At 60.4% G+C, this 26,749-nt stretch carries 15 protein-coding genes (1 of these 15 cut by a window edge); 8 read left to right on the top strand and 7 right to left on the bottom strand.

Annotated elements, in window-relative coordinates; all coding sequences use genetic code 11:
- The 3 genes from JFU11_RS25875 to JFU11_RS25885 form a co-directional block, all read right to left on the bottom strand.
- Nucleotides 1-420 carry the 5' end (the start) of a non-ribosomal peptide synthase/polyketide synthase gene (locus JFU11_RS25875; RefSeq protein WP_201062519.1) on the bottom strand. 13,107 nt of this gene lie to the left of the window's left edge, so only the first 420 of its 13,527 coding nucleotides appear in the window; the start codon lies at nucleotides 418-420; the stop codon falls past the left edge of the window.
- Nucleotides 420-12,800 (bottom strand): non-ribosomal peptide synthase/polyketide synthase, encoded by a 12,381-nt coding sequence (locus JFU11_RS25880; protein WP_201062520.1) that lies wholly within the window; start codon nucleotides 12,798-12,800, stop codon nucleotides 420-422. Before JFU11_RS25880 ends, JFU11_RS25875 begins: the two co-directional genes overlap by 1 nt.
- A gap of 297 nt (nucleotides 12,801-13,097) precedes the next feature.
- Nucleotides 13,098-13,835: an alpha/beta fold hydrolase gene (locus tag JFU11_RS25885; RefSeq protein WP_201121407.1), complete on the bottom strand. Its 738-nt coding sequence runs from the start codon at nucleotides 13,833-13,835 to the stop codon at nucleotides 13,098-13,100.
- Nucleotides 13,836-13,979: 144 nt separating this feature from the next.
- On the opposite strand from JFU11_RS25885, the gene JFU11_RS25890 reads away from it, so the two are divergent.
- From JFU11_RS25890 to JFU11_RS25905, 4 genes are all read left to right on the top strand, one after another.
- Nucleotides 13,980-15,113, top strand: coding sequence for a cupin-like domain-containing protein (locus JFU11_RS25890; protein WP_123720430.1), 1,134 nt, complete (start codon nucleotides 13,980-13,982; stop codon nucleotides 15,111-15,113).
- Between the two features lie 389 nt (nucleotides 15,114-15,502).
- A complete protein-coding gene (locus tag JFU11_RS25895; RefSeq protein ID WP_201062522.1) occupies nucleotides 15,503-17,326 on the top strand; it encodes a glycoside hydrolase family 15 protein in 1,824 nt (607 codons plus the stop codon).
- 509 nt (nucleotides 17,327-17,835) lie between these two features.
- Nucleotides 17,836-18,225 (top strand): hypothetical protein, encoded by a 390-nt coding sequence (locus JFU11_RS25900; RefSeq protein ID WP_052963087.1) that lies wholly within the window; start codon nucleotides 17,836-17,838, stop codon nucleotides 18,223-18,225.
- A gap of 12 nt (nucleotides 18,226-18,237) precedes the next feature.
- Entirely contained in the window at nucleotides 18,238-18,870 is a 633-nt protein-coding gene (locus JFU11_RS25905; RefSeq protein ID WP_201062523.1) for a BRCT domain-containing protein, read from the top strand.
- Between the two features lie 40 nt (nucleotides 18,871-18,910).
- Here JFU11_RS25905 and JFU11_RS25910 read toward each other — a convergent pair whose 3' ends face one another.
- Nucleotides 18,911-19,903 (bottom strand): GlxA family transcriptional regulator, encoded by a 993-nt coding sequence (locus JFU11_RS25910; RefSeq protein ID WP_201062524.1) that lies wholly within the window; start codon nucleotides 19,901-19,903, stop codon nucleotides 18,911-18,913.
- 91 nt (nucleotides 19,904-19,994) lie between these two features.
- On the opposite strand from JFU11_RS25910, the gene inhA reads away from it, so the two are divergent.
- A complete protein-coding gene (gene inhA, locus JFU11_RS25915; protein WP_201062525.1) occupies nucleotides 19,995-20,681 on the top strand; it encodes an isonitrile hydratase in 687 nt (228 codons plus the stop codon).
- A 713-nt stretch (nucleotides 20,682-21,394) separates the two neighbouring features.
- Here inhA and JFU11_RS25920 read toward each other — a convergent pair.
- Entirely contained in the window at nucleotides 21,395-21,880 is a 486-nt protein-coding gene (locus JFU11_RS25920) for an SRPBCC family protein (protein WP_007907615.1), read from the bottom strand.
- A 198-nt stretch (nucleotides 21,881-22,078) separates the two neighbouring features.
- Here JFU11_RS25920 and JFU11_RS25925 point away from each other — a divergent pair, with 198 nt between their 5' ends.
- From JFU11_RS25925 to JFU11_RS25935, 3 genes are all read left to right on the top strand, one after another.
- On the top strand, nucleotides 22,079-23,020 hold the full coding sequence (locus JFU11_RS25925; protein ID WP_123720440.1) for an ADP-ribosylglycohydrolase family protein: 942 nt from the start codon (nucleotides 22,079-22,081) through the stop codon (nucleotides 23,018-23,020).
- Nucleotides 23,017-23,415 carry a GFA family protein gene (locus tag JFU11_RS25930; protein ID WP_123720441.1) on the top strand — a complete coding sequence of 133 codons (399 nt, stop codon included), beginning with the start codon at nucleotides 23,017-23,019 and terminating at the stop codon, nucleotides 23,413-23,415. The genes JFU11_RS25925 and JFU11_RS25930 overlap by 4 nt, the downstream gene beginning before the upstream one ends.
- Before the next feature lie 93 nt (nucleotides 23,416-23,508).
- On the top strand, nucleotides 23,509-23,910 hold the full coding sequence (locus JFU11_RS25935; protein WP_123720442.1) for a lysozyme inhibitor LprI family protein: 402 nt from the start codon (nucleotides 23,509-23,511) through the stop codon (nucleotides 23,908-23,910).
- A gap of 274 nt (nucleotides 23,911-24,184) precedes the next feature.
- On the opposite strand, the gene JFU11_RS25940 is transcribed toward JFU11_RS25935, so the two are convergent.
- Both JFU11_RS25940 and mrdA read right to left on the bottom strand, forming a co-directional pair.
- The gene (locus tag JFU11_RS25940; RefSeq protein ID WP_123720443.1) at nucleotides 24,185-24,439 is read right to left on the bottom strand and encodes a DUF1652 domain-containing protein; all 255 of its coding nucleotides are present in this window, start codon (nucleotides 24,437-24,439) and stop codon (nucleotides 24,185-24,187) included.
- A gap of 238 nt (nucleotides 24,440-24,677) precedes the next feature.
- Nucleotides 24,678-26,570 carry a penicillin-binding protein 2 gene (mrdA, locus tag JFU11_RS25945; protein WP_201062526.1) on the bottom strand — a complete coding sequence of 631 codons (1,893 nt, stop codon included), beginning with the start codon at nucleotides 26,568-26,570 and terminating at the stop codon, nucleotides 24,678-24,680.
- Nucleotides 26,571-26,749 lie beyond the last annotated feature (179 nt).

A 26,749-nucleotide genomic window follows, 5' to 3' on the forward strand; every position in this document is an offset into this window, starting at 1 on the left:
TTGCGACGGAGCACCAGGGTTGTCATCCAGTTCATGCACGGCGACGGTCAGGCTCATGTGCGGATGAATCACCTGCACCGCCCGCTCATCCTGCTGCTGGAATGTGGTGCGCAGGCTTTGATGACGGGCAATCAGGGTATTGAAACCGCGTTCGAGCGCCGATACGTCGAGCTCGCCCTGCAACTGCATGGCACTGGGAATGTTATAGGCGGCGCTGTCGGGGTCCATCTGCCAGAGAAACCACTGGCGTTCCTGAGCAAAGGACAGCGGCACCGGATCGAACTGCGACTGTGTTTCGGGAATCGGCAAGTTCGCCGGCGAAACACCCTCCTCAAGCATCTTCTGCAGATAGACCCTGCGCTTGTCGAGCGGCAAAGTAATGAAGCGCCGGGCGATCTTCAAAGCGACATTGGTATCCATCAAGCTTCCTCCATTTCGTCAAGCAGGGCGTCCAGCTTGCTCAGTTTCAACGTATCGACCTGCTCACCTGCGGTTGCCAGACTGCTGACGAAATCCGTGAGTACGGGGTGTTGAAAAATCAGTTGTGGGGTCAGTTTCAGGCCCAGTTCCAGTTGCAGGCGTGAAACCACATTGACGGCCAGCAACGAGTGGCCGCCCAGTTCGAAAAAGTTATCCAGCAAGCCGACCCGCTCGATTTGCAGTACGTGCTGCCAGATCGCCGCGACCTGCTGCTCGCGCTCGCTCTGCGGGGCGATATAACGCACCTGCAAATGACTGGTCTCCACAGTCGGCAACGCCTTGCGGTCGAGTTTGCCGTTAGGCGTCAGTGGCAGGCTGGCGAGGAACAACAAGTGCGCCGGAACCATGAACTCCGGCAGGGATTCCCTGAGCCGTGCCTTGAGTTCATCGCGCAAAGACTGCTGATCGTTGGCGGCAGTGAGGTCCAGTTGTGGCGCAACCACGTAGGCCACCAGTTGCTGATTGCCCAGGGCTTCCTGCGCCAGCACCGCCACTTCGCGGACCGCTGGCTGCTCCAGCAGACGCGCTTCGATTTCACCCAGTTCGATGCGGAAACCGCGGATCTTCACTTGATGGTCGATCCGCCCTCGGTACTCGAGCACGCCATCGGTCTGATAGCGGGTCAAATCGCCGGTGCGGTACAGGCGCTCGCCATTGCTGGCGAACGGGTTCGGCACGTACTTCTCGGCCGTCATGCCCGGCCGGCCCAGGTAACCCCGGGTGATGCCGGCACCGGCCAGGTACAGCTCGGAGGACACGCCCAAAGGCACCGGTTGCAAATCGGCATCCAGCAAGTAACTGGCGGTGTGTTTGAGCGGCCGGCCAATGTTCGCCGTGCCACCCGCCTCGCGGCGGGTCCAGGTGGAATAAGTGGTGTCTTCCGACGGGCCGTAAAGGTCGTAGACATGCTCCACGGTCGGTTGCCCATAAAGCGCGTCGACCAGCGACTGCTTCAGCGGCTCACCAGCGAGGTTGATGATGCGCACACCCGGCGGAATCTGCCCGGCGCTCTGCAGCGCATTGATCGCCGACGGCACGGTGTTGATCAGGCGCACCTGATCCCGAGCCGGCAATTGCGGCAACTCCATGGCGTTGCGCGCGATGATCAACGAACCACCGTTGGCCAGGGTGACAAACAACTCCCACACCGACAGGTCGAAGCACACCGAGGTCGAGGCCAACACACCCTGAATGTCGTCGCGGCTGTACACCGATTGCGACCAGTCGATCAGCGCCAGCACATTGCGATGGGCGATGGCCACGCCTTTGGGTTTGCCGGTGGAGCCGGAGGTGTAGATCACATAAGCCAGGTTATCCGGCGTGACACGAGTGATCGGGGCGCTGCGCGGATAATCCGCCAGTTGCGGCTCGATCAGGTCCATCAGCAGCACTTGGGTTTGCGCCGCTACGTTTAATGTTGCCGCAACAGCCTGCTCGGTCAGCAGCACCAGGGCGCGGCTGTCGTCGAGCATGTAGGCGACGCGATCGGCCGGGTAATCCGGGTCCAACGGCACGTAGGCACCGCCGGCCTTGAGCACCGCGAGGAGCGCGACCAGCAGGCTGTCCGAGCGCTGCATCGCCACGCCGACCCGCACTTCCGGGCCCACGCCCAACTCGATCAGCTTGTGGGCGAGACGGTTGGCGCGGCCATCAAGTTCGGCGTAAGTCAGCTGTTGGCTGGCGAACGTGACCGCCAGCGCGTCCGGTTGGGCGGCGACTTGGCGGTCGATCAACTGATGAATGCACAGGTCTTGGGCAAAACCTTCGTCAGCGCGGTTCCAGTCCAGCAAGAGCTGTTGCTGTTCGGTCTCATCCAACAGCACCAACTCGCCGAGGCAGCGTTCACCGGCGTCGATCATCTGGCTCAACAGGTGCTGCAAATGAGCCGCCAATTGCGCCACCGTCGCCGATGCAAAACTGGCGCGCTGATAGCTCATGTGCACCGACAATTGAGTGTCGAGGCTCACCAGCAGGGTCAACGGATAGTTGGTCTGCTCCAGACTTGCCACCGGACCAAAGCGCAGTCCTTGCGGCGCGCCCTGCTCCAGGGCCTGGGAAATCGGGTAGTTCTCGAATACCAAGATGTTGTCGAACAGCGCTTCACCGCCCTGCCCGGCCCAGCGTTGAATATCGAACAGCGCGGTGTGTTCGAACTCGCGCAATGCCAGGTTTTTCGCCTGCACCGCTTGCAACCAGCTGTTGAGCGATTGCTCGGCCCGAGGGCTTGCGATCACCGGCAAGGTGTTGATGAACAGACCGATCTGTTGCTCGACACCCGGTAGGTCGGCCGGACGACCGGCAACCGTCGAGCCAAAGGCCACGGTGTTTTTACCCGTGTAGCGTTGCAGCAGCAGCAACCAGGCTGCCTGCACCAGCGTGTTGACGGTGACTTTCGAGGCCCGGGCAAACTCGCCCAGACGCCGGGTTTGATCGGTATCCAGTACCTGGAAATGATCGCCATAACCTTGGGTGTCGATAGACGCTTGAGGCTTCGCGACGGTCTGGGCCAAACGCGTCGGTTCGTCCAGCGCGTGCAGCGCCGGGGTCCAGAACGCTTCGCTGGCCGCCGTGTCCTGGCGTCGCAGCCAGGCGATGTAATCGCGATAACGCCCGCTGTGAGTGGCGTTGAACTGACCGCTGTAACGCTGCAGCACTTCACCGAGCAACTGCGAGTTGCTCCAGCCATCCATCAGGATGTGATGGTTGGTGTAGATCAGGTGATGACGGTTGTCGTCGATGCGCGCGATCACCAAACGCAACAAGGTCGACTCGCTCAAGTTCAGGTGTTGGCGCTCAGTGTCGGCGAGCGTCTGCAAGTTCTGATCGCGCTGCGGATGCACGCGCAAATCATGCAGGCTGTAAGGCATTTGCGCGTGTTTGCTAACCACTTGCACCGGGTTTTCCAGTTCGCCCTGCCAGACAAATCGTGTACGCAGAATGTCGTGGGCGTCCACGGCCGCTTGCCAGGCCTGATGGAAACGCTCGGGGTCGAGCCCTTCGACGTCCAGGCGTAACTGGTTGATGTAATCGCCCGTGGTTTCTTCGTACACGGCATGGAACAACATGCCCTGTTGCATCGGCGACAATGGATACAGGTCTTCGATCGACTGCGGCGCCAGCGGCAAGCCGTCCAGTTGTGCCTGGCTCAAGCGCGCCAGCGGGAAGTCCGACGGGGTGATGCCGTGATTTCCGGTCTGGCAGCAATGGGCGATCAGTGCTTGCAGTTCCAGTGCGTAATCGTCGGCCAGACCCTGGATGGTCGCCTCATTGAACATTTCACGGCTGAAGGTCCAGCCCAGGTTCAGTTCGCCGCCATACACCTGACCATTGAGGGCCAGTTGGTTAGCCAATGGCGCGTTGGCATCCAGCTCATCGCCAGCCGCTTCGCTGGACGGCACGAACAACGCGCCGTCAGCTTCGGTGAAGCTGCCGTCGAACTGGCCAAGGTAGTTGAAGGTCAGACACGGCACCGGCAATTGGCTGAGAGTTTTACGTGCAGCCTCGTCACCCAGATGGGCCAGCGCACCAAAACCGATGCCCTTGTTCGGGATCGCGCGCAGCTGTTCCTTGATCTGTTTCAGCGAGCCGCCAAGGTCTGCGACCGGCGTCAGTTTCGCCGGGTACAGGCTGGTGAACCAGCCGACCGTGCGGGTCAGGTCAATGCCGTCGAACAGCTCTTCACGGCCATGACCTTCAAGCTGGATCAATGTGCTGTCGGCGCCGGTCCAGCGCACCATGACGCGGGCCAGTGCGGTCAGCAGCAAATCGTTGACTTGGGTGCGATAGGCCGCCGGGGCGTCTTGCAGCAATTGGCGGGTCAGTTCCTTGTTCAGTTGCGTACGCACCGTCAGTGCGTGTCGGTTCTGTTGCCCGCCCTGGGGATTATCCGCCGGCAAAGCCACTTCGACGCCTTGCAACTGCTGTTGCCACCAGGCCAGTTCGGTGCGCAGTTCAGCGCTGTGAGCGTAGGTTTGCAGGTGCTCGGCCCAGACCTTGGCGGCACTGGTTTTGGCTGGCAATTGCAGGGTTTCGCCGGTCAACAGTTGACGGTAGGCGGTTTGCAGATCGTCGAACAGAATGCGCCACGACACGCCGTCCACCACCAAATGGTGGATCGCCAGCAACAGTCGCTGACTGCCGTCATCGAGGTTCGCCAGCACCGCACGCATCAGTGGCCCGTCTTGCAGGTTCAGGCTGCGTTGCGCTTCGTTGGCTACCGCTTCCAGTGCCGTGGCGTCGGCGACATCGACCGCCCAGACCATCGCATCGGTCTGGCTGTCCAGCGCACGGTACTGCGCCTGCCAACCCTCGGCCTGTTCGGCGAAGCTCAAGCGCAAGCCATCGTGGTGCGCAACCAGTGCGCCCAAAGCCAGCTCCAGCACGTTGGCATTCAAGGTTTGCGTCGGCTTGAGCATCACCGTCTGGTTCCAGTGCTGGCGCTCGGGGATGGCCTGTCCGAAGAACACCTGTTGCACTGGCAACAACGCCAGTTCGCCAGTCACCGGCCCTTGATCGATGACCTGAGCCTGTTCGCCAAGCCGCGCCACCGTGGCCAGTGCCTGAATGGTCTGGTGCTGGAACAGGTCTTTTGGCGTGAAGCGGATACCGGCCTGTCGGGCGCGGCTGACCACTTGAATCGAGATGATCGAATCGCCGCCCAACTCAAAGAAGTTGTCGCTCAAACCGACCTGATCGAGCTTCAGCACGTCCTGCCAGATCGTCGCCAGTTGCTGCTCCAGAGCGCTTTGCGGCGCGACATAGGCTTGCTGCAATTGACTGACGTCCGGTTTGGGCAGGTTCTTGCGGTCGAGTTTGCCGTTGGGGGTCAGAGGCAGGCGCTCAAGCAGCAGCAAATAAGCCGGCACCATGTGCGCCGGCAGCACGGCTTTAAGTTGTTCGCGCAGGCTTTCGGCGAAATCGGCGCGATCGGCATTGAGCGCGTCGGCCACCACATAAGCCACCAGGCGCTTGCCGCTGCCGGCGGTGCCTTCCTGGGCAACCACCACGGCTTCGCGCACACCTTCGAGGGTTTGCAGGCGCGCTTCGATTTCTCCCAGCTCGATACGGAAACCGCGAATTTTCACCTGATTGTCGATGCGATCCAGATAATCGAAAGTGCCGTCGGCACGCTGACGCACCAGGTCACCGGTGCGGTACAGCAGGCCACCGACAACGCTGAACGGATCGGCGACAAACCGTTCCGCCGTCAGCCCCGGACGGTTCAGGTAACCCCGGGCAAGGCCCGTGCCGCCCAAGTACAATTCACCGGCCATACCTTGGGGCAGCAGGTTCAGGTCGGCGTCCAGCACGTAAGCGCTGCGGTCACCGATACGACTGCCGATCGGCGCATAGGCCGCACCACACTGCACGTCGCGCCCGGCCTTCCAGATCAGCGGCGTGACCACGGTTTCGGTCGGGCCGTAGCCGTTGATGATGTAGTCCGGATCGAGCGCGCGCTTGACCCGCTCGAAACTGGCGTTGGGCACGGCATCGCCGCCGAAGCAGTAGATCCGCACCTTCGGCGGGTTGCCTTCACGTTCGGCATGCTCGGCCAGTTGTTGCAGGTAGACCGGCGGGAACGCCACCACCGTCACGCCGTGTTCGCGCATGGCGTTGTAAGTCTGCTCCGGGGTCCAGAGACTGTCGTCGCGAATCAGCAGCGAGGCGCCGTGGGTCAGGCTGGTCAGCCAACGCTCGTGGGCGCCGTCGAATGCGAAAGACATGAAGTGGAATTCACAGTCACTGTCACGCATTTCATAGCGCTCGCCGATGGCCTGGCAGTGCATCGCCAGCGGGCCATGGGCAACGCTCACGCCTTTGGGATTACCGGTGGAGCCGGAGGTGTAGATGACGTAAGCGAGGTTCTGCGGATCGAGCTGCACCTCAGGCGCATTGAGGGATTGGCTGCGCAGATCGAGGCGGTCGAGCTCCAGCACCGGGACCGAATCTTCCACCGGCAACTGCGCAGAAACAGAAGAATCGGTCAGCAACAATGCCAGCCCCGAATCCTCAATCAGATAGGCCAGGCGTTCACGGGGGTAGCTGGTGTCCAGCGGCACATAGGCACCGCCGGCCTTGAGCACCGCCAGCAACGCGACGATCACCCCTTCGCTACGCGGTAAGGCCACGCCAACCCGGCTTTCCGGGCCGACACCTCGCGCGATCAGGGCGTGGGCCAACTGATTGGCGCGTCGGTCGATATCGCCATAACTGAAACGCTGACCGGCGAAGATCACCGCCGTGCGCTCCGGGCGCTGGGCAGCGAGCTCGGCGATGCGTTGGTGAACGGCGACATTCACCGGATACGGTTGCGGGCGGTTACTGGCCTGTTGCTGCGCGAGTTCGGCGGCGCTGGCCAGGGCGATTTCGCCGAGGTTGCGTTCGGCCGACTCGGCAAACTGCTCCAGCAGTTGCAACAGGTGCGCACTGATGCGCTCGATCGCCGACGTGGAGAAATGCGCCCGGTCGAAGCTGTAATGCAGTGCCAGCGTCTGGCCCAGCGTCACCGCGACACTCAACGGATAATGGGTTTGCTCAAGGTTGGCGACTTCGCCGAACACCACACCTTGCTCCGCCCCCTGTTGCAGCGCCTGGGCAATCGGGTAGTTCTCGAACACCAGAATATTGTCGAACAGCGCTTCGCCACCCTGCCCGGCCCAGCGTTGAATGTCCGCCAGCGGCGTGTGTTCAAACTCGCGCAAGTTGAGGTTTTGCGCCTGTACCGCTTGCAACCAGTGGCCGACGCTCTGGTCCGGACGCGGCGCGCCGATCACCGGCAAGGTATTGATGAACAAGCCGACAGCTTGCTCGATGCCGGGCAAGTCTGCCGGGCGCCCAGCCACCGTGGCACCGAAGGCCACGGTTTCGTGACCGGTGTAGCGTTGCAGCAACAACAGCCATGCGGCTTGCACCAGGGTGTTGAGGGTGACTTTCTGTAGTCGGGCAAAGGCTTCAAGGCCTTGGGTGCGACTGACTTCCAGGGTCTGGAAGTGATCGCCGTGCCCGCTAAGGGTTTCGTTGCCAGACACCACCAGGGCCAGCCGGGTCGGCTCTTGCAAGGAGGCCAAGGGCTCGCTCCAGAAATCCTGGCTCGATTGCGCGTCCTGACGTTGCAACCAACCGATGTAATCGCGATAGCGCCCGACGGAGGCCACCGGCGCGCGACCGCTGTAACGCTGCAAGACTTCGCCGAGCAACTGCGAATTGCTCCAGCCGTCCATCAGGATGTGGTGATGGGTATAAATCAGGTGCCAACTATCGACGGCGGTTTGCACCAGTACCAGTCGCAGCAACGGTGCCAGGCTCAGGTCGAACCCTTGTTGGCGTTCGGCATCAGCCCGCTCACTCAGGGCCTGAACCTGATCGCCACGCTCACGCCAGTCGAGCACAGTGAACGGCAACTGAACCTGCTTGTGGACGATCTGAACCGGTTGCTCCAGTTCACCCTGCCAGACAAAGCCTGTGCGCAGGATGTCTTGAGCATCGACAGTGGCCTGCCAGGCCGCGAGGAAACGCTCGGGGTCGATGCCTTGCACATCCACCCGCAGCTGATTGATGTACTCGCCCGCCGCCTGCTCGTAAAGGGTGTGGAACAACAGCCCCTGCTGCATCGGCGATAGCGGGTAGAGGTCGTCGAGTTGTCCGGCGGCCACCGGTAGTGCATCGAGTTGTGCCTGGGTGATGCGCGCCAGCGGGAAGTCCGACGGCGTAGCCTGTGGGGTTTCGAGGGTGCAGCAATGTTCGATCAACGCATTGAGTTCGACAGCGTATTGATCAACCAGCTGCTGGATGGTCGCCGTGTCGAACATCTCACGGCTGAAGCCCCAACTCATCGACAGCTCACCGCCGTACACCTGACCTTCGACCGTTAGCCAGTTGGCCAACGGCGCCGACGGATCCTGGGCCGCTCCACTGCCATCGCTGGACGGCACAAACAGCGCCGCCTCGTCGAACTGGCGGTCGAACTGCCCCAGGTAGTTGAAGGTGATGCGCGGCTGCGGCAGGGCTGCCAGTGCGGCGCCAATTTGCGGATCGGCCAGGTAGCGCAGCACACCGTATCCCAGACCTTTGTCCGGTACCGCGCGCAATTGCTCCTTGACCGTTTTGATCGATGCGCCGAGATCGCCGGCCGGGGTCAGGTTGACCGGAAACAGGCTGGTGAACCAGCCAACGGTGCGGGTCAAATCGATGTCGTCGAACAGGTCTTCGCGGCCATGCCCTTCGAGCTGGATCAGCGTGCTGCACTGCCCGGTCCAGCGGCACATGGCCCTCGTCAGCGCAGTCAGCAGCAGATCATTGACCTGGGTGCGGTAGGCGGCTGGCGCCTGTTGCAGCAGTTTGCGGGTTCGCTCGGCGTCGAAGGTCAGTTCGATTTTCTGCTCGAAACGGTTTTGCAGTGCGCCGTCAGGGCGGTCGCACGGCAAGTCGTTTTGCGCAGCATCGCGCAGTTCGGCCTGCCAATAATCGATACTGTTCTGGAATGTCGGCAGGTGGCTTTGCAGACGAGCCACCCAGCGTTGGTAGGAACTGGTTTTCGCCGCAGCGGTCAGCGTCGAGCCGTCGCGTACCTGACAGTAGAATTGCTGAAGGTCCTCCAGCAACACCCGCCACGAAACACCGTCCACGACCAGGTGATGAATAGCCAACAGCAGCCGTTGCGTGCCGTCGGCCATGTCCACCAACAGCGCTCGCAGCAATGGGCCGTGTCTCAGATCAAGACTGCGCTGGGCTTCATCGCACAGGGCATTCAGTTCTTCGGCCGATTGCGCCGAGCGTTGCCACAACACCGACTCGCTGGACACCGCGTCATAGGCTTGCTGCCAACCGACATCAGTCATTTCATATCGCAGACGCAAACCGTCGTGATGCTTGAGCAACTGCGCCAACGCTTGATCCAGCACCCCGGCATCCAGCGTTTCGCGTGGGACCAGCAGCAGCGACTGGTTCCAGTGTTGACGCTGCGCAATGGCTTGCTCGAAGAACCAGTGCTGCACCGGCGTCAGGGCCACCGCGCCAACGGCCGGACCTTGATCGATCAGGTTCTGTTCACCGCTGCGGGCCACTTGCGCCAGGCTGCGAATGGTCTGGTGCTGGAACAGGTCCTTGGGACTCAACACGATGCCCGCCTGACGCGCGCGGCTGACCACCTGCATCGACACAATGGAGTCGCCGCCCAGTTCGAAGAAGTTGTCTTCCAGACCGACGTTGTCGATGGCCAGAACGTCCTGCCAGATCGCTGCCACGGACTTTTCCAGCGCCGAACGTGGCGCCACGTGTTCGCGTTGCTGCTGAGTGCCGTCGACCGCAGGCAAGGCTTTGCGGTCGAGTTTGCCGTTGGGCGTCAGCGGCAATTGTTCGAGGAACAGCAGATAAGCCGGCACCATGTAATCCGGTAAATGTTGGCGCAACGCGGCTTTCAGGGTTTCACGCAGGCTCGCTTGAGCATCGGCATTGCCCGTCAACACGCCTGCATCGGTCGGCACGATGTAGGCGACCAGTTGCTGACCGCTGGCGCCGTCCTGCGCCAGCACTGCCAGTTCGCGCACCGCGTCCTGCTGCAACAGCCGCGCTTCGATCTCACCGAGTTCGATACGAAATCCCCGAACCTTGACCTGATGGTCGATGCGACCGACGTATTGCAATGCACCGTCGACCTGATAACGGGTCAAATCGCCCGTGCGATACAGGCGCTCGCCGTTGCTGGCGAACGGGTTCGGCACGTACTTCTCGGCGGTCATGCCCGGCCGCGCCAGGTAACCTCGGGTGATGCCGGCGCCAGCCAGGTACAGCTCGGCCGATACACCTTGGGGCACCGGTTGCAGATCGGCGTCCAGCAAATAGCCGGCGGTGTGTTTGAGCGGGCGGCCGATGTTGGCGGTGCCGCCGGCTTCGCGCCGAGTCCAGGTGGAATAGGTGGTGTCTTCCGATGGACCGTAGAGGTCGTAGACGTGCTCGAGGGTCGACTGCTGATACAACGCATCCACCAAGCTCTGCTTCAGCGGCTCACCGGCGAGGTTGATGATGCGCACACTCGGCGGAATCTGTCCGTCGCGCTGCAATGCATTGATCGCCGATGGCACGGTGTTGATCAGGCGCACCTGATCACGAGCCAGCAATTGCGGCAACTCCAGGGCGTTGCGCGCGATGATCACTGAGCCGCCATTGGCCAAGGTGACAAACAGCTCCCACACCGACAGGTCGAAGCACACCGACGTCGAGGCCAGTACACCCTGAATATCGTCGCGGCTATAGACCGATTGCGACCAGTCGATCAGCGCCAGCACGTTGCGATGGGCGATGGCCACGCCTTTGGGCTTGCCGGTGGAGCCGGAGGTGTAGATCACGTAAGCCAGATTATCCGGCGTGACGCGGGTCACCGGCGCGCTGCTCGGGTAAGCGGCCAGCCACGGCTCTGCGGCGTCCATCAGCAGCACTTGGGTTTGCGCAGTCACGGGCAGCGTCGCGGCCAACGCCTGCTCGGTCAACAGCACCAAGGCGCGACTGTCTTCGAGCATGTAGGCCACTCGTTCGGCCGGGTAATCCGGGTCCAGCGGCACGTAGGCACCGCCGGCCTTGAGCACCGCCAGCAACGCCACCAGCAGACTGTCGGTACGCTGCATCGCCACGCCGACCCGCACTTCCGGCCCCACACCCGACTCGATCAGTTTATGGGCCAGACGATTGGCCTGAGCGTCGAGTTCGGCGTAGGTCAGTTGTTTGGCGGCGAAGGTCACCGCCAGCGCGTCCGGCATGGCCGCGACTTGCCTGGCGATCAGCTCATGGATGCACAGATCATCGGCGAATCCTTGGTCAGCGCGGTTCCAGTCGTGAACGATGCGCTGATACTCCGCGGTCTCAAGCAACGGCAAATCGCTGATGCGCTGCTGGCTGTCGTTGACCATGCCGCGCAACAGATGGGTCCAGTGCCGTGCCATGCGGGCGATGGTCGCGGCGTCGAACAGGTCGTTGGCGTAGGTCAGCGCGGCGTGCAGTTTGCCGGCCTTTTCATAGGTATCCAGGGTCAGGTCGAACTGGGTGGTGCGCCCTTCCCATTCGATCACGCCCAGTTCCAGGCCCGACGCGGTGGCGACTGTGGAAATGTCTGCCACCTGCGGCTGATGGTTATACATCACCTGGAACAACGGCGTGTGACTGAGGCTGCGCTCCAGCTTCAACGCTTCCACCAGCCGCTCGAACGGCAAGTCCTGATGGGCCTGGGCGCCGAGGGCGGTTTCCTTGATGTCACCGAGCAAATCGGCCACGCGGGTCTGGCCGTCGAGCCGGGTCCGCAGCACTTGGGTGTTGACGAAGAAACCGATCAGGCCTTCGATTTCACCGCGGTTGCGATTGGCGATCGGCACGCCGACGCGGATGTCGGTCTGCCCGGTGTAACGGTGCAGCAAGGCGTTGAAAGCGCCGAGCAACAGCATGAACAAGGTAATGTTGTGTTTCTGCGCGGTGGCTCGCAGTTGCTCGGCCAGTTGGCCATCGATCCCGAACTCATAACGTGTACCGCGATAGCTGGGCATCGCCGGGCGCGGGTGATCGGTGGGCAACTCCAGCACCGGGTGCTCGTCGCCCAATTGGGCTTGCCAGTATTCCAGTTGCCGCGCCTGTTCCCCGGCTTCCAGCCAGCGGCGTTGCCACAACGCATAGTCGCTGTACTGAATCGGCAGCGGTGCGAGCTGCGGTTGCGCGCCTGCATCATGGGCGTCGTAGCAGCGGATGAACTCATCGATCAACACATTCATCGACCAGCCATCAGAAACGATGTGGTGCAAGGTCAGTAGCAGCACGTGCTCCTGCTCGGCGAGCTTGAGCAGCTTGACCCGCAGCAGCGGCCCGACGGCAAGGTCGAACGGCAGCAACGATTGCTGCTGGGCGGCCTCGGCCACGGCCTGCTCGCGCTCAAGGGCCGGCAAGGCACTGAAATCGACCTGTTCGATCACCAGCGGCACACTGGCCGGCACTTGTTGCAGGGTCTCGTCGGCCTGACGCTGGAACACCGTGCGCAGGGTTTCATGACGCGCCACCAGGCTGGCGAACGCCTGCTCCAGGGCCGGCAGATTCAACCGCCCGGTCAGACGCACCGCACCCGGCAAGTTATAGGCGCCACTGTGCGGGTCCAGTTGCCAGAGAAACCACATGCGCTGCTGAGCGTAGGACAGCGCCTGCCGGTCCTCGGCCTCGACCCCTTGCGGAATCGGAAAACGGGCGAAGTCCACGCCCTCCTTGTGCAAGGCCGCAAGGAACATCTGGCGCTTTTCCAGGGGCAACCCGATAAACCGGCGAGCAAGTTTCAAGGAGTCTTCAGCATTCATTTCTTAGCATCCGGATCAGTAGGCAGGAAGCACAAAGGCACGTCGTCCCTATAAAACGAATGCAGACCGGAAAAATTAGCGTTTGAGAATAAGTATCAGGAAGGGAGGTCGAGCGAGGAAACACAGATGGTCGTAGCCCTTGTGTGGCGAGGGGGCTTGCCCCCGTTCGGCTGCGAAGCAGTCGTAAACCCTATGTATGCGGTTTGACTTTGAAATGCCGGGGGCGCTTCGCACCCCAACGGGGGCAAGCCCCCTCGCCACACAGGCTCGCTTCCACAAGGTGAAACAGGGTGGAATTCAGGCCGTGGCAACCATGGCTCCCCGCCGATGATGAACCTCCAACTGATCCTTGATCACCCGTAGCACCTTGGCTTCGTGCTCATGGATGAAGAAGTGCCCGCCGGCCAGCATGTCCACCGAAAAGCTGCCATGGGTTTCCTTGCTCCAACCGATCAACTGTTCGGTGGTGGCCTTGTCGGACTTGCCTCCCAGCACGTGCACCGGGCACTTGAGCAATGGCCGCTGCACCGGCTGAAAATGTCCGCACAGCAGAAAATCCGCGCGCAGAATCGGCAGCGTCAGGCTCATTAGCTCTTCATTGGCCAGCACCTCTTCGCTGGTGCCGTTGAGCGTTCGTAGCTGCTCGATCAACTGCCCATCGGTTTTCGGCTCGGCAAAGCCGCGGTCGTAGTCGGCCCGCATCGTGGGTGCCGCCGTTCCCGAGGCAAACAGGGCCACCGGTTCCGGGCAGCCCAGCTCACGAAAGGCGTGGGCCATCTCGCACGCCAGCAAGGCACCCAGGCTATGACCAAACAAGGCGTAGGGCGCCTTGAGCGTCGAACGCAGCTCCCTGGCCAATTGCATCGCCAGTGCGCGCATGTCGGTGTGCAGCGGTTCGCCGAACCGTGCGCCCCGCCCCGGCAACTCTACCGGCTGCAACTGCAGCCATTGCGGCAACTTGCGCCGCCAGCGGCTGTAGACCATGGCACTGGCGCCAGAGTACGGCAGGCACAGCAAGGTCAGCTTGGTCACCACGTTCACCTCAAAAAGTCGTCTGTAAGGAGGGACGGTCCGCAAGCGACGCAAATTAGTCAGCGCCGGTTAAATTTCCGCTGCAGGTTATCGTCCCCTGTTAAGACCAAAACCAGCTCAGACCAAAACCAACAAGGGGCAAAAGCCGTGGACCTGCAGACCATCCTGGGCAAACTGTTCGCCAATGCCGGTGCCGTCGGCATCGAAGGGGTTTTTCAATTCGTGTTCGGCCCGCACCAGGCGTACTGGTCCGAGGTCAAGGCCAGCAGCCGCACCGAAGCCGGCCGACATGCCAGCCCCGACGTGACCATCGAAGTTGCGGAAAAGGACTTTCTCGGGATCATGGGCGGCATGGCCAACGTCGAGGAGCTGTTCGCCAGCGGTCGCTTGAAAATCGGCGGCAACATGGGCCTGGCGACGATGCTGCCGCAGATCATCGATCACGCTCGCCATGGGGGCGGTGTGGTGGAAAAGGTCGACATGAACAAGCGCTACCCGACCCCACCGCGTTTCAGCGAAAAGGTCTCCGCGAGCCTGCCAACCCAATATTCGGTGGAGCGCCGGCCACGCAGCGAGCTGTCGGTGCTGGAGTTCGAGACAAGCTACCTGCCCCACGGTATTCCGCTGGTGATCAGCGATGCCCTGCAAGACTGGCCCCTGTTCAAGCTCAGCCGTGAAGAATCGCTGGTGCATTTCGCCGAACTGCAAGGCATCACCCGACACGGCGATTACGTGAAGAAAACCTTCTCCACGGAACGGGATTTCCGCTCCACCTCCATGGCCGCGTTCATCGCCTCGCTGGATACCCCGGCGGTCAAAAGCGCCGATGGCGAACCACCGGCGTACATGGGCAACAATATCCTGCCCGCCCAATTGATGGAGCAGATCAAGTACCCACTCTATTTCGATCAAGCGCTGTTCATCCCGCCACGCATCTGGATCGGCCCCAAGGGCACGCTGACACCGCTGCATCGCGACGATACCGACAACCTGTTCGCACAAGTCTGGGGCCAGAAAACCTTCACCCTCGCCGCGCCTCATCACCGCGAAGCCCTCGGCACTTGGTCGACGGCCCCCCAGGGCGGGCTCGACGGTTGTGATTTCAATCCGGATGCGCCGGATTATCAACGCTTTCCCGGCGCGCGGGACGTGACGTTTCTGCGGGTGACCCTGGAGGCCGGCGACCTGCTGTTTCTACCCGAAGGCTGGTTCCATCAGGTGGAATCGGTGTCGACTTCGTTGTCGGTGAATTTCTGGGTGAATTCGGGAAGAGGCTGGTAATCCTTTATGGGAGCAAGCCTGCTGCACTCTGGATCTGCATTGCCCCGGTTATTTATGCTCGACATATAACCCCTGTGGGAGCGGGCTTGCTCGCGAAGAGGCCATCACCTTCAACATCAATGTCGCCTGCCAGACCGTCTTCGCGAGCAGGCTCGCTCCCACATTTTGAATTGCATTGCACCGGGCTACCCCACCGACAGCGGCGGCCCGACAATAAAGCACCTCGTCCAGCACCGATTCCAGCGCATAAGCGGTTTGCAACTCAGTCCGACCGCGATGGGGTCCGGCCTCAACAAGGGCCTGCAACTTGCCACATGCCGGCAAATGAACTCTCTGCGGCTCAAACCGGTCAGCTAGTTAGACCCTCGGTTCCCCGGAGCACTGCGGCAATGGTTGATCATTCCGAACGACAAAGCGCCATCGACGCCCACGGCATCATTGGCGACATGCGCAGCGCGGCGCTGGTCAACGACAAGGGCAGCGTGGACTTTTTCTGCTGGCCGGAATTCGACAGTCCGTCGATCTTCTGCTCGCTGCTGGACAGCCCCGAAGCCGGCATCTTCCAATTGGCCCCGGACCTGCCCGATGCCCGTCGCGAGCAGATATACCTGCCCGACACCAACGTCCTGCAAACCCGCTGGCTCAGCGATCACGCGGTGGTCGAAGTCACCGACCTGCTGCCCATCGGCGACAGCGAAGATGATTTGCCGATGTTGATGCGCCGGGTGCGAGTGGTCAGCGGACAAGCGACGATCCGCATGCGCTGCGCTGTTCGTCATGACTATGCTCGGGCTCCGACCAAGGCTCGCGCACGTGATCGAAGTGTGTATTTCGAGGCCACCGGCCAGCCAGCCATGCAGCTGTGTTCGGATCAGCACTTACGCATCGAGGGCCATGTGGCCGTCGCCGAATTCATCCTCGAACAGGACCAGAGCGCCGAGTTCCTGCTCGGCGGCGTTGACGATGCGCGCTTCAAGGAAGGCGCCGCCGCGCTGTGCCTGGAACGCACCCTGAAGTTCTGGCGTGACTGGATCGGGCAGTCCAATTATCGCGGTCGCTGGCGGGAAATGGTCAATCGCTCGGCCCTGGCCTTGAAGCTGCTGACCTCGCGCAAGCACGGCGCCATCCTCGCCGCCGCCACCTTCGGCCTGCCGGAAACGCCCGGCGGCGAACGCAACTGGGACTACCGCTACACCTGGATCCGCGACGCCTCGTTCACCGTCTATGCCTTCATGCGCCTGGGCTTCGTCGAGGAGGCCAACGCCTACATGCGCTGGCTGCGCTGCCGGGTCAGGGATTGTCACGGCAAGACCAGGAAACTCAACATCCTCTACGCCATCGACGGTCGCCAAGAACTGCCGGAGGTCGAACTTCCACACTTGGCCGGTCATGGCGACGCGACACCGGTACGCATCGGCAATCAGGCCTACGAGCAAATCCAGCTCGACATCTTCGGTGAGCTGTTGGACGCGGTGTACCTGGTCAACAAGTACGGTGAGGCCATCTCCCATGAAGGCTGGAAACACACCGTGGAGGTGGTCGATCAGGTCTGCGAAACCTGGCAGCAAAAAGACGTCGGCATCTGGGAAATGCGCGGCGAGCAGTATCATTTCCTGCACTCGCGACTGATGTGTTGGGTAGCCGTGGACCGGGCCATCCGGCTGGCCTCCAAACGCTCGCTGCCCGCCCCGTTCGCCCGCTGGGACCAGACCCGTCAAGCGATCTACACCGACATCTGGAGCAACTTCTGGAACGAAGAACGCGGGCATTTCGTCCAGCACATCGGCGGTACCGGCCTCGACGGCTCGATGCTATTGATGCCGCTGGTGCGCTTCGTCAGCGCCAAGGATCCGCGCTGGATTTCGACCCTCGAAGCCATCGAAAAAAACCTGGTGCGTGCGGGCATGGTCTACCGCTACCGCAACGACGACAGCCAGATCGACGGCCTGCCCGGCACCGAAGGCGCCTTCGCCGCGTGCTCGTTCTGGTACGTCGAATGCCTGGCCCGGGCCGGCCAAGTGGAGAAAGCGCACCTGGAGTTCGAACAATTGCTGAAGTACGCCAACCCGCTGGGGCTGTATGCCGAAGAGTTCGACAGCCATGCCCGACATCTGGGCAACACACCACAAGCGCTGACGCACCTGGCGCTGATCAGCGCGGCGAGTTTTCTGAACAGGAAGTTGAGCGGGGAGAAAAACTTCTGGCAGCCTTGAGACCGAGGCGCCTGCATCGCGGGCAAGCCTCGCTCCCACAGGTTCAGTGTGAATCCGTAGGAGCGAGGCTTGCCCGCGAAAGGGCCATCAGCCCAGCACAAGGCTTACTGTCGCCAAAACCCGTCGGAAATGCCTGCTTTCGCTGCATTTTTTGTAGGAGAAAGGCTTACAGGCAGTAAACAAAAACACATTCTACATACCCCTGTGGCGAGGGAGCTTGCTCCCGTCGGGGCGCGCAGCGGCCCTGAAATCTACAACCACATTCCTCCAGAAACACCGCATTTGCTGGGTTTACGGCTGCTGCGCAACCGAACGGGGGCAAGCCCCCTCGCCACAGGATCGTGTAAGCCAAACACCTACATTTATTAAACAAACTCGCCTAATCAACACGCAGTCACTCATTCCTACATCCAGAAATACTTTGTTGCCACCGCTTACATCCATCCCTACCATCCACGTCAACGGGCACAGCGGAGCTGTCCAACAAAACCCGAATTCAAGGAACCAGAATGACCCAGCGCATCCATCGCAGCATCGACACCCCACTCCGATCAGGCCTGAACCGGGATGAACTGTGGGAAGGCCACGACAAAGGCCTGATCAAATGCTGGGAAATCGGCCGCCAACGCGCCGTCCGCTTCCCCGACCTCGCCCAACAATGCCTCTCCGGCGAACTCCCGGTGCTGGGCTGGAAAGGTGGTGTCAGTCGCAGTCTGAAGAAACTCGAAAAATACGGATCCCTCAAATACCTCGCCCAATGGCAGGGGTTGCGCGGGGAAGATCTGGATATTGATTTGAGCTCAGAACGGGCATTGACCTGTTCCAGGACCAAAATGATGGTGACGTTTACGCCGGATCGGTCGAAGTATTTCAATCAGGTGGCGGACGTGGAAGCTTAAGGAGAAGGACGCATGGTCGACCTACATCAGGAATTTCAAAACAGCGGTTTCTTCCACGAAGCGCGGATTGATCGACGATCGGCTGACGCACTGGTGGGAATCGCCGCCGGGCTCGCTGCCGACGGTACGATCAACCAGCAGGAAGCCGAGTTTCTCAAGACTTGGATCGAAACTCATTTAAGCCATCTCGGCGATCCGGTGGTGAATATCCTCTACAAACGCCTCGCCGGCATGCTGAGCGACGGCGTGCTTGATGCCGAGGAGTCTGGCGAACTGTTGGAGATGCTTCACCAGTTTGCAGGCCTGCCGATTGGTTCGGCCCAAACGTTCACTGCACCGACCAGCCTTCCTCTCGATAACCCGGCGCCCTCTTTAAGTTGGGCTGACCGAGTGTTCCTGTTTACCGGGATCATGGCTTACGGTCCGCGCAAGGAGTGCGAATCACTGATAATTGAACGTGGCGGGCTTATCGGCGGATCCGTCAGCAAGAAGATCCACTATTTAGTGGTAGGCAGCATCGGCAATGATCAATGGCTGCATAGCACCTACGGGACAAAGATCAAAAGAGCGGTCGAACTGAGAGAAAGCGGTGTGCCGATAGCGATCATCAGTGAAGAGTATTGGCAAAAGGTGCTGTTCGGATAACCCATTACAGCCTCTATGGAGTGTCAAATGAACAAGCCCCTCAAGGCAATACTGGATCTGCAGGGGAGCTGACGGAAAACCGCTCGCGATAGGCTTGCGGTGTCACGCCCATGGCTCGCAGAAAACTGCGGCGCAAGGTTTCCTCGCTGCCAAACCCGCATTGCACCGCGACCCGTTTGATCGGTACACCGGTGTCGCTGAGCAGCCGTCGCGCGGTCTCGACCCGAATCAGTTCGATGGCCCGCGCCGGAGTCTGGCCGGTGTCGGCGCGGTAGTGACGGACGAAGCTGCGCTCGCTCATGCCGGCCTGCAAGGCCAAGGTCGGGATGCCGAGGTCCTTGGTGAGGTTTTCGCTGATCCAGGCATGAAGATCGTCGAATCGGTTGCCTTCCTTTTGCAGGGACAAGGTCACGCTGAACTGCGACTGGCCACCCGGACGCTTGAGAAACACCACCAATTGCCGGGCGACGTCCAGGGCCATGGTTCGGCCGAGGTCTTCTTCGACCATCGCCAGGGCCAGGTCGATGCCCGCGGTGACACCGGCCGAGGTCCAGACCGGGCCGTCGTTGATGAAGATCGGGTTGGGTTCGACCTGCAGTTTGGGATGCTGATGCGCCAATTGCTCGCAACGGGTCCAGTGTGTGACCACCCGCCTGCCATCAAGCCAACCGCTGGCCGCCAGCAAAAACGCCCCGGTGCACACCGACGCCACCCGCCGACACCCCGTCGCGTGCTCACGTACCCAGGCCACCAGCGACTCGTCTTTCGCCGCCGCGTAAACGCCCCAGCCACCGGCAATGATCAAAGTGTCGCTGCCCTGTTCCGGCAGTGGCTCTGCCAACAGCGCCAACCCCGCCGACGACATCACCGCCCCGCCACCGCTGGCAATCACCGACGGCGCATAGGGCGGTGGCAAACCTTGCTGGCGAGCAATGTCGTTGGCCGAGGCGAACACCTGCAACGGCCCGGTGACGTCGAGCAGTTGCACGTTGGCAAAGGCCAGCACATGGATGGTTTTCGGATGGCTCGTCATATTTGGCGTAATTCGTGGGGTTATTGGCGTATGCGCCAGATCCTACGAGCCTACAGTGAAGTCGTCCACCTCAACCAGGAGAAAAAACGCCATGACGTTGCAGATCGGTTTTCTGTTGTTTCCACAGCTTCAACAACTGGACCTGACCGGCCCTTATGACGTGCTGGCCTCGCTGCCGGACGTGAAAGTGCATCTGATCTGGAAGGACCTGGTCCCGATCACCGCGAGTACCGGACTGGTGTTGAAACCGACCACAACCTTCGACGATTGCCCGCCGCTGGATGTGATCTGCATTCCCGGCGGCAGCGGCGTTGGGCCGTTGATGGAGGATGACGAAACCCTGGCCTTCATCAAGGCTCAGGCGGCTAACGCGAAGTATGTCACTTCGGTTTGCACCGGCGCGCTGGTGCTTGGTGCGGCGGGGTTGCTCAAAGGCAAGCGCGCCACCACTCACTGGGCGTATCACCAATTGCTTGGGGTTTTGGGAGCGATTCCGGTGAACGATCGGGTGGTGCGCGACGGCAATCTGCTGACCGGTGGCGGGATCACCGCGGGGATCGATTTTGCCCTGACCCTGGCGGCGGAATTGTTCGATAAGGACACGGCGCAACTGGTGCAGTTGCAGTTGGAATACGCGCCGGCACCACCGTTTGCTTCGGGAAGTCCCGAGACAGCGCCGGTCAGCGTGCTGGATGAAGCCCGCAAACGCGCTGCCGCGTCGTTGAAATTGCGCTCGGAAATCACCGAACGTGCAGCGGCGAAACTCGCCCGCCAGTGAAAGAAACGGCTGCGGGAGCGCCTCGCCGAGCGAGGACATCGCCCGGCTACGTGCCCAGGCAATCCAGCGGCAAATCAAGGGCATAAAAAAACCCGCCTAAGCGGGTTTCTCAAGACCATTGCGACATCCTGTCGGCAGCCATCCTGGCGTATGGTCGATCATCCGTGATCCTGAGCACGTCCTGTGCTTCAGTTGATGGACCCAGATTAGACGTATCTGTGAAGCTTCAAAAGACGACATACCACTGGCTACGTGTAAGCCATTGACCATTCAACGCCTAAACTGCACTTGTAGCAGCTGCCGAAGGCTGCGTTCGGCTGCGCAGCAGTCGCAAAATCAGGAGCTGCAGTCTTTCAGGTACACCGTGCTTGTAGGGTTTACGACTGCTGCGCCGCCGAACGCAGCCTTCGGCAGCTGCTACAGGAAACCGCGCTGCAGTTTTCTGCAGGCAAAAAAAACCCGCCGAAGCGGGTTTTTCCCAAGACCATATCGACTCCCTGTCGGCAGCGATCCTTGCAATGGTCGATCATCCGTGACCCTGGAGCACTTCCTGTGCTTCAGTTGATGAGGCTAAATTACGCTTGGGATCCAATCTGCAATAGACGACATAGCTACTACCACGTGTAAGACATTCGCTATAGCCGCCCCTCCGAAAACCCTTAGATGTACCAGCCATCATGCGCTGAAGCCACGAGTTTCATGGCCTGCAGCCATCAACCTCCCTGACGCTCGTGGTCCTTGGTGTCTACCAGAAATTTTTCGATATTGCTCATCTGCTCATCCCAACCCCGGCTGTCCATGCGGAACGCCTTGAGCCTGCGCGACTGCGGGATGTGATCGAAACCGGACTCGACAACCGTCAACAACGTGCCTTCGTCCATATCCTGGAGTTCGAATTTCACCAGCGTTGTGGGCTCTTGGGAGTAATCGGTATCGGGTTCGACTGCATACGGGTGCCAGCGAAACGAAAACACCCGCTCCGGCTCGACCCGCTCCACCAGTACATTCCACAACAAGTGCTCATAACCAGGATAAGTAATCTGCCCCTGGGTCCACTCGCCGGCGACAAAACGCTTGCCTTCGAGTGCCACACCGAACCATTGCCCGAAGGCTTCGGCATTGGCCAGCACGCGCCAGACCTGCGAACGCGGGACCTTGAGCAGGATCTTCCTTTCGATGCGATCTGATGCTGGGTTCATAAGTCACCTCCTGTATTGAACAGTAGGCCTGTAAAGACCATAAGACCAACCTAAAAGTTGTATCAAACAGGTGCCGCAATCACCCGTACCTGAAATATTCGGCCTCAGTTTTGGCCATAAGTTCTGGTTTTTCGGGGGAGTCAGCGGGCTGAAACTGCTAACGTTTGCAACGACGAGGAACCCTTACAAGGAAGATTCATGCAGCCTTCACTCACGGAACGTTATCGCGCAACCCTGCTGGGGCTTGCTTGTGGGGATGCCGTTGGCACCCATGCCGAATTCCAGCCGCGCGGCTCATTCGCCCCTCTGAGCGATATGGTTGGCGGCGGCCCGTTCAATCTGAAGCCAGGGCAATGGACCGATGACACTTCCATGGCACTTTGCCTGGCAGAAAGCTTGCTGAACAAAAAAGGTTTTGATGCGGCCGATCAAATGGGTCGTTACCTCAACTGGTGGCAATGGGGTTATCTGAGTTCGACTGGCGAATGCTTCGACATTGGTATGACCGTCCGTGAAGCGCTGGCTCGTTATCAGCAAACCGGTCAGCCATTCGCGGGATCCACCGATCCTTATACGGCCGGTAACGGCTCACTGATGCGGTTAGCGCCAATAGTGTTGTACTACTTTCCCGACCCCGACCGGATCAGGAGGTTTTCCGCAGACAGCTCGCGCACTACCCATGCGGCGCCGGAGGCACTTGAATGCTGTCAGTTGCTTGCCGATCTGATCCGCAAGGCATTGCAAGGAGCGTCCAGGCAGGATTTGCAGAGCCTGCCAGAGACGACGTTTGTGGAACCGAAGGTCGCGAGCATCGCCCGCGGCGATTACCTCGGAAAATCCAAAGACCATATTCGCGGTACCGGTTACTGCGTTGCATCACTGGAAGCGGCCTTGTGGTGCTTTCACCACACTGACAGTTTTGAAGCCGCCATCCTCGAAGCCGCGAACCTGGGCGACGACGCCGACACCACTGCCGCCATCGTCGGCCAGTTGGCCGGGGCTCACTACGGTGTGCAGGCCATCCCTGACGGGTGGCTTGCGAAGTTGCACTTGCGCGAAGACATCGAGGCCACGGCTGACGCCCTGCTTCGGGCCGCCGCTGCCGACATATCAGCCACGCAACCAGGAAAAGCCCCATGAATAACTTGCATGGCAGCTGCTTGTGCAAAGCCATCGAATACGAACTTGATAGCCTCGACATGCCCATCAGTCACTGCCACTGCCACACCTGTCGCAAGGCACATGCAGCGGCATTCGCCTCGACGGCCGGGGTCATGCGTAAGCACTTTCGCTGGATAAAAGGACAGGATCGGCTAAGCACCTATGAGTCGTCGCCGGGCAAGCTTCGGCACTTCTGTTCGATCTGCGGATCGCATCTGATGGCAGAGCGCTTGGCCCAACCCCATGTAATCGTTCGCGTGGCGACGCTCGACGATGATCCGAAAATGACACCTCAGGCTCATATCTGGACGTCCCATGACGTGCCCTGGCTTGAATATGAATCGAATGAGAAATGTCAGGAGTGGCAGACATAGCTTTCCGGATACACCGCGCCAGACTCTGATTTGTTGGCTGGCGGCGCCCCGCTACACTGCATTCCAACTTTCCATCATCACAGCGAACCCCACATGCCCCCACGTTTTCTCCTTGCGTTGACGCCGCTGCTGTTTACCCCCTTTGCGCATGCCATTGACTGCGACAATGCCACTGACCAGACGACGATGAATCAGTGCGCGGCGCAGCAGAACAAGGCGGCCGACAAGGAGCTGAATGCGCTTTATCAGCAGATCACCACACGGTTGAAGGACAGCCCCGACGCGAAAAAGCTGTTGATCGGTGCGCAGCGCTCATGGATTGCGTTTCGCGATGCCGAGTGCAAGTTCTCGGCGTCCGGGGTGGCGGGTGGCAGTGTGTATCCGCTGATCTACAGCAACTGCACCACTGAGCTGACCAAGGCGCGGGTCGAGGCGTTCAAGACTTACTTGAAGTGTCAGGAAGGGGATTTGAGTTGTCCGGTGCCTGGGGCTTGATGCTGCGGTGTTCTTGAGGCCTCTTCGCGGGCAAGCATCGCTCCTACAGGGGGCTTCGGCGGTACATAAATTGTGTGCCCACCAAAACCCAATGCAGGAGCGAGGCTTGCCCGCGAAAGCATCCGCTCAAGCACCACAATTACCGAATGGTTTCGGTCTTGCCGGTTTTCAGGTCGATGCTGAACAGCCCGTAGAGGTACTCGGCGGTGGCCGGACTACCTTCTCGGCTTCGGGATTCACGCCGCCCCCCAACGTGGTGCGGCGTGACGCAGGTTCAGCGGTACAACGGAAGGTGAGTGCCTTTGTGAGCCTCGATTTCTTGCCGCATATCAGCCACTAGCGACGCGATCGCGTGGGGGCTATCCAGTGTCCATACCGGAACATGGGTGGCCACCAGATCCACTTTCCCGGTCATGCAATCGCAGACCCGAATTGTCAGGGACTGGTCCGCCTCCATGCTGCAAGTGCACACAGCGGGCAAAAAACTATGTTCAATGATGTTCTGAATTTCCAGGGTTGAAAGGAACATCGCTACCTCCCTCACGCCAGATGTGTGCCCGGGCAAAAGTTCCCTCATTCACCCAAAAATTCTAATCCTCAATAGCAGGTGTCTCAAGACCGTAACAGGTTGTTCGTCGTCTCATTGGTTGTCGCGATTTGCGACAACACTTGGGGGCTGCCCTGCAGGGCAGGCGAGCCGAGATAATGTTCGCAATCCGCCAGCACGTACTCATGCTTTGTGAGGCTGTGCTGTGAAGCTTTGATCGTTAGACGTGAGGGTCGCCCGGCGTTTTACTCGGCACAGCGTATTGCGGCTTCAGGTGACCGTCCTGATCGAGTAGCCAGGCATCCATGATCTGCCGCACCACAGGACCGGCAACGCGACCACCGGCCTCGCCGTTTTCGATCATGACCGAGATGACAATCTTCGGATGTTCGGCCGGGGCGAAACCGACGAACAAGGCATTGTCACGGTTGCGCTCCAGGGTTTTCGCCCGGTTGTAGCGCTCACCCTGTTTGATCGCCACCACTTGCGCGGTCCCACTCTTGCCGGCGATGCGGTACTGAGCCCCCGCCGCTGCCGCTCGGGCAATCCCGCGAGCGTCGTGCATCACCATCTGCATGCCGTGGTTGACCTGCTCCCAGTCACGTGGATCCTTGAGCAGGATGTTCGGCATCGGATGCTCGTCCACCGGCGCTATGCCATCCACCGTTTTGGCTAGGTGTGGTCGGTTCCATACACCTTTGTTGGCGATCAGCGCGGTGGCTTGAGCTAGCTGCAGGGGCGTGACCTGCATGTAGCCCTGACCGATGCCGAGGATCACTGTCTCGCCAGGGAACCATGCCTGACGGCGCGTGGCACGCTTCCAGGCTTGCGATGGCATCAAACCGGCAGACTCTTCGAACATGTCGAGCGAGACTTTCTCGCCGAGACCGAACATGGCCATGTAGTCATGCAGGCGATCGATACCCAGCTTGTGCGCCAGGTCGTAGAAGTAGGTGTCGTTGGAGCGCATGATCGCCGCGTCCATGTCCACCCAGCCATCGCCACTGTGGTTCCAGTTACGGTATTTATGATCGAAATCCGGTAGCTGGTAATAACCCGGATCGAAGACGCGGGTCTGCGGGGTGACCACCCCGGTGTCGAGACCGGCGATAGCCACTTCCGGCTTGATGGTCGAGCCCGGCGCGTAGAGCCCACGCAGCACACGATTGAACAGCGGCCGGTCGATGGAATCGTGCAGCGCCGCGTACTCCTTGAAGCTGATACCCGTCACGAACATGTTCGGGTCGAAGCTTGGCTTACTGACCATGGCCAGCACTTCACCGGTCGACGGATCGAGAGCGACCACCGAGCCACGGCGATCGCCCAACGCCTCCTCGGCTGCTTCCTGAAGTTTGACGTCGAGGCTCAATACGATGTTTTTGCCGGGGACCGGGTCGGTGTGTTTGAGCACTCGCAGCACGCGGCCCTGAGCGTTGGTCTCGACTTCTTCATAACCCACATGGCCGTGCAACTCAGGCTCGTAGAATTTCTCGATGCCGGTCTTGCCGATGGCTTGGGTGCCACGGTATTCCACCGTATCCAGGGCTTTGGATTCTTTCTCGTTGATGCGGCCGACGTAGCCGATCGAGTGTGCGAAGTGTGCGCCCATCGGGTAGTGGCGAACGAACTGTGGCTCTACGTCAATTCCTGGCAAACGGAACTCGTTGACTGCCAACACCGCAATCTGTTCTTCGCTGAGTTCGTAGAACAAGGTGACGGGCACGAAGGGGTGTCGAGCCTGCTTCATCGCCTTGTCGAACAGCGTGCGGTCTTCAGCCGGCAGGTGCAGGAGGTTGACCACCTCATCCAGCTCTTCTTTGACGTCGGAGGCGCGTTCGCGGGTGATGGTCAGGTTGAAACTGGGCCGGTTGTCCGCCAGTAGCACACCGTTGCGGTCGTAGATCAGCCCGCGGGTAGGGGCGATCGGCAATACGTGTACGCGGTTGTTTTCGGAGATCGTCGAGTGGTAGTCATACTCGACCACCTGCAGAACATACAGCCGCACCACCAGCGCGCAGGTAATAGCGACGACGAACAAGGCGCAGGCCATCAGTCTTTTATTGACCAGGCGCGTCTCTTTTTCGTGATCCTTGATTGGTATTGGTTCAGGCATTTCTGCAGCAGCTCTTTGACTGTAGAGGAGGTGCCGATCCGTAGGCTTGAAAGCAGTCCGTTAAAAAACGAGCTGCACCATACCAAAAACGGCGTGGTTACTTTAGCGTCCGTTCCACCGAAACTTCATGAACAATGCAGCTGTTACCGGGGATAGCCTCCACGACACTTTCCTGCGGG

It is taken from the genome of Pseudomonas sp. TH37, from assembly GCF_016650735.1.
Taxonomy (GTDB): Bacteria; Pseudomonadota; Gammaproteobacteria; order Pseudomonadales; family Pseudomonadaceae; genus Aquipseudomonas; species Aquipseudomonas farris.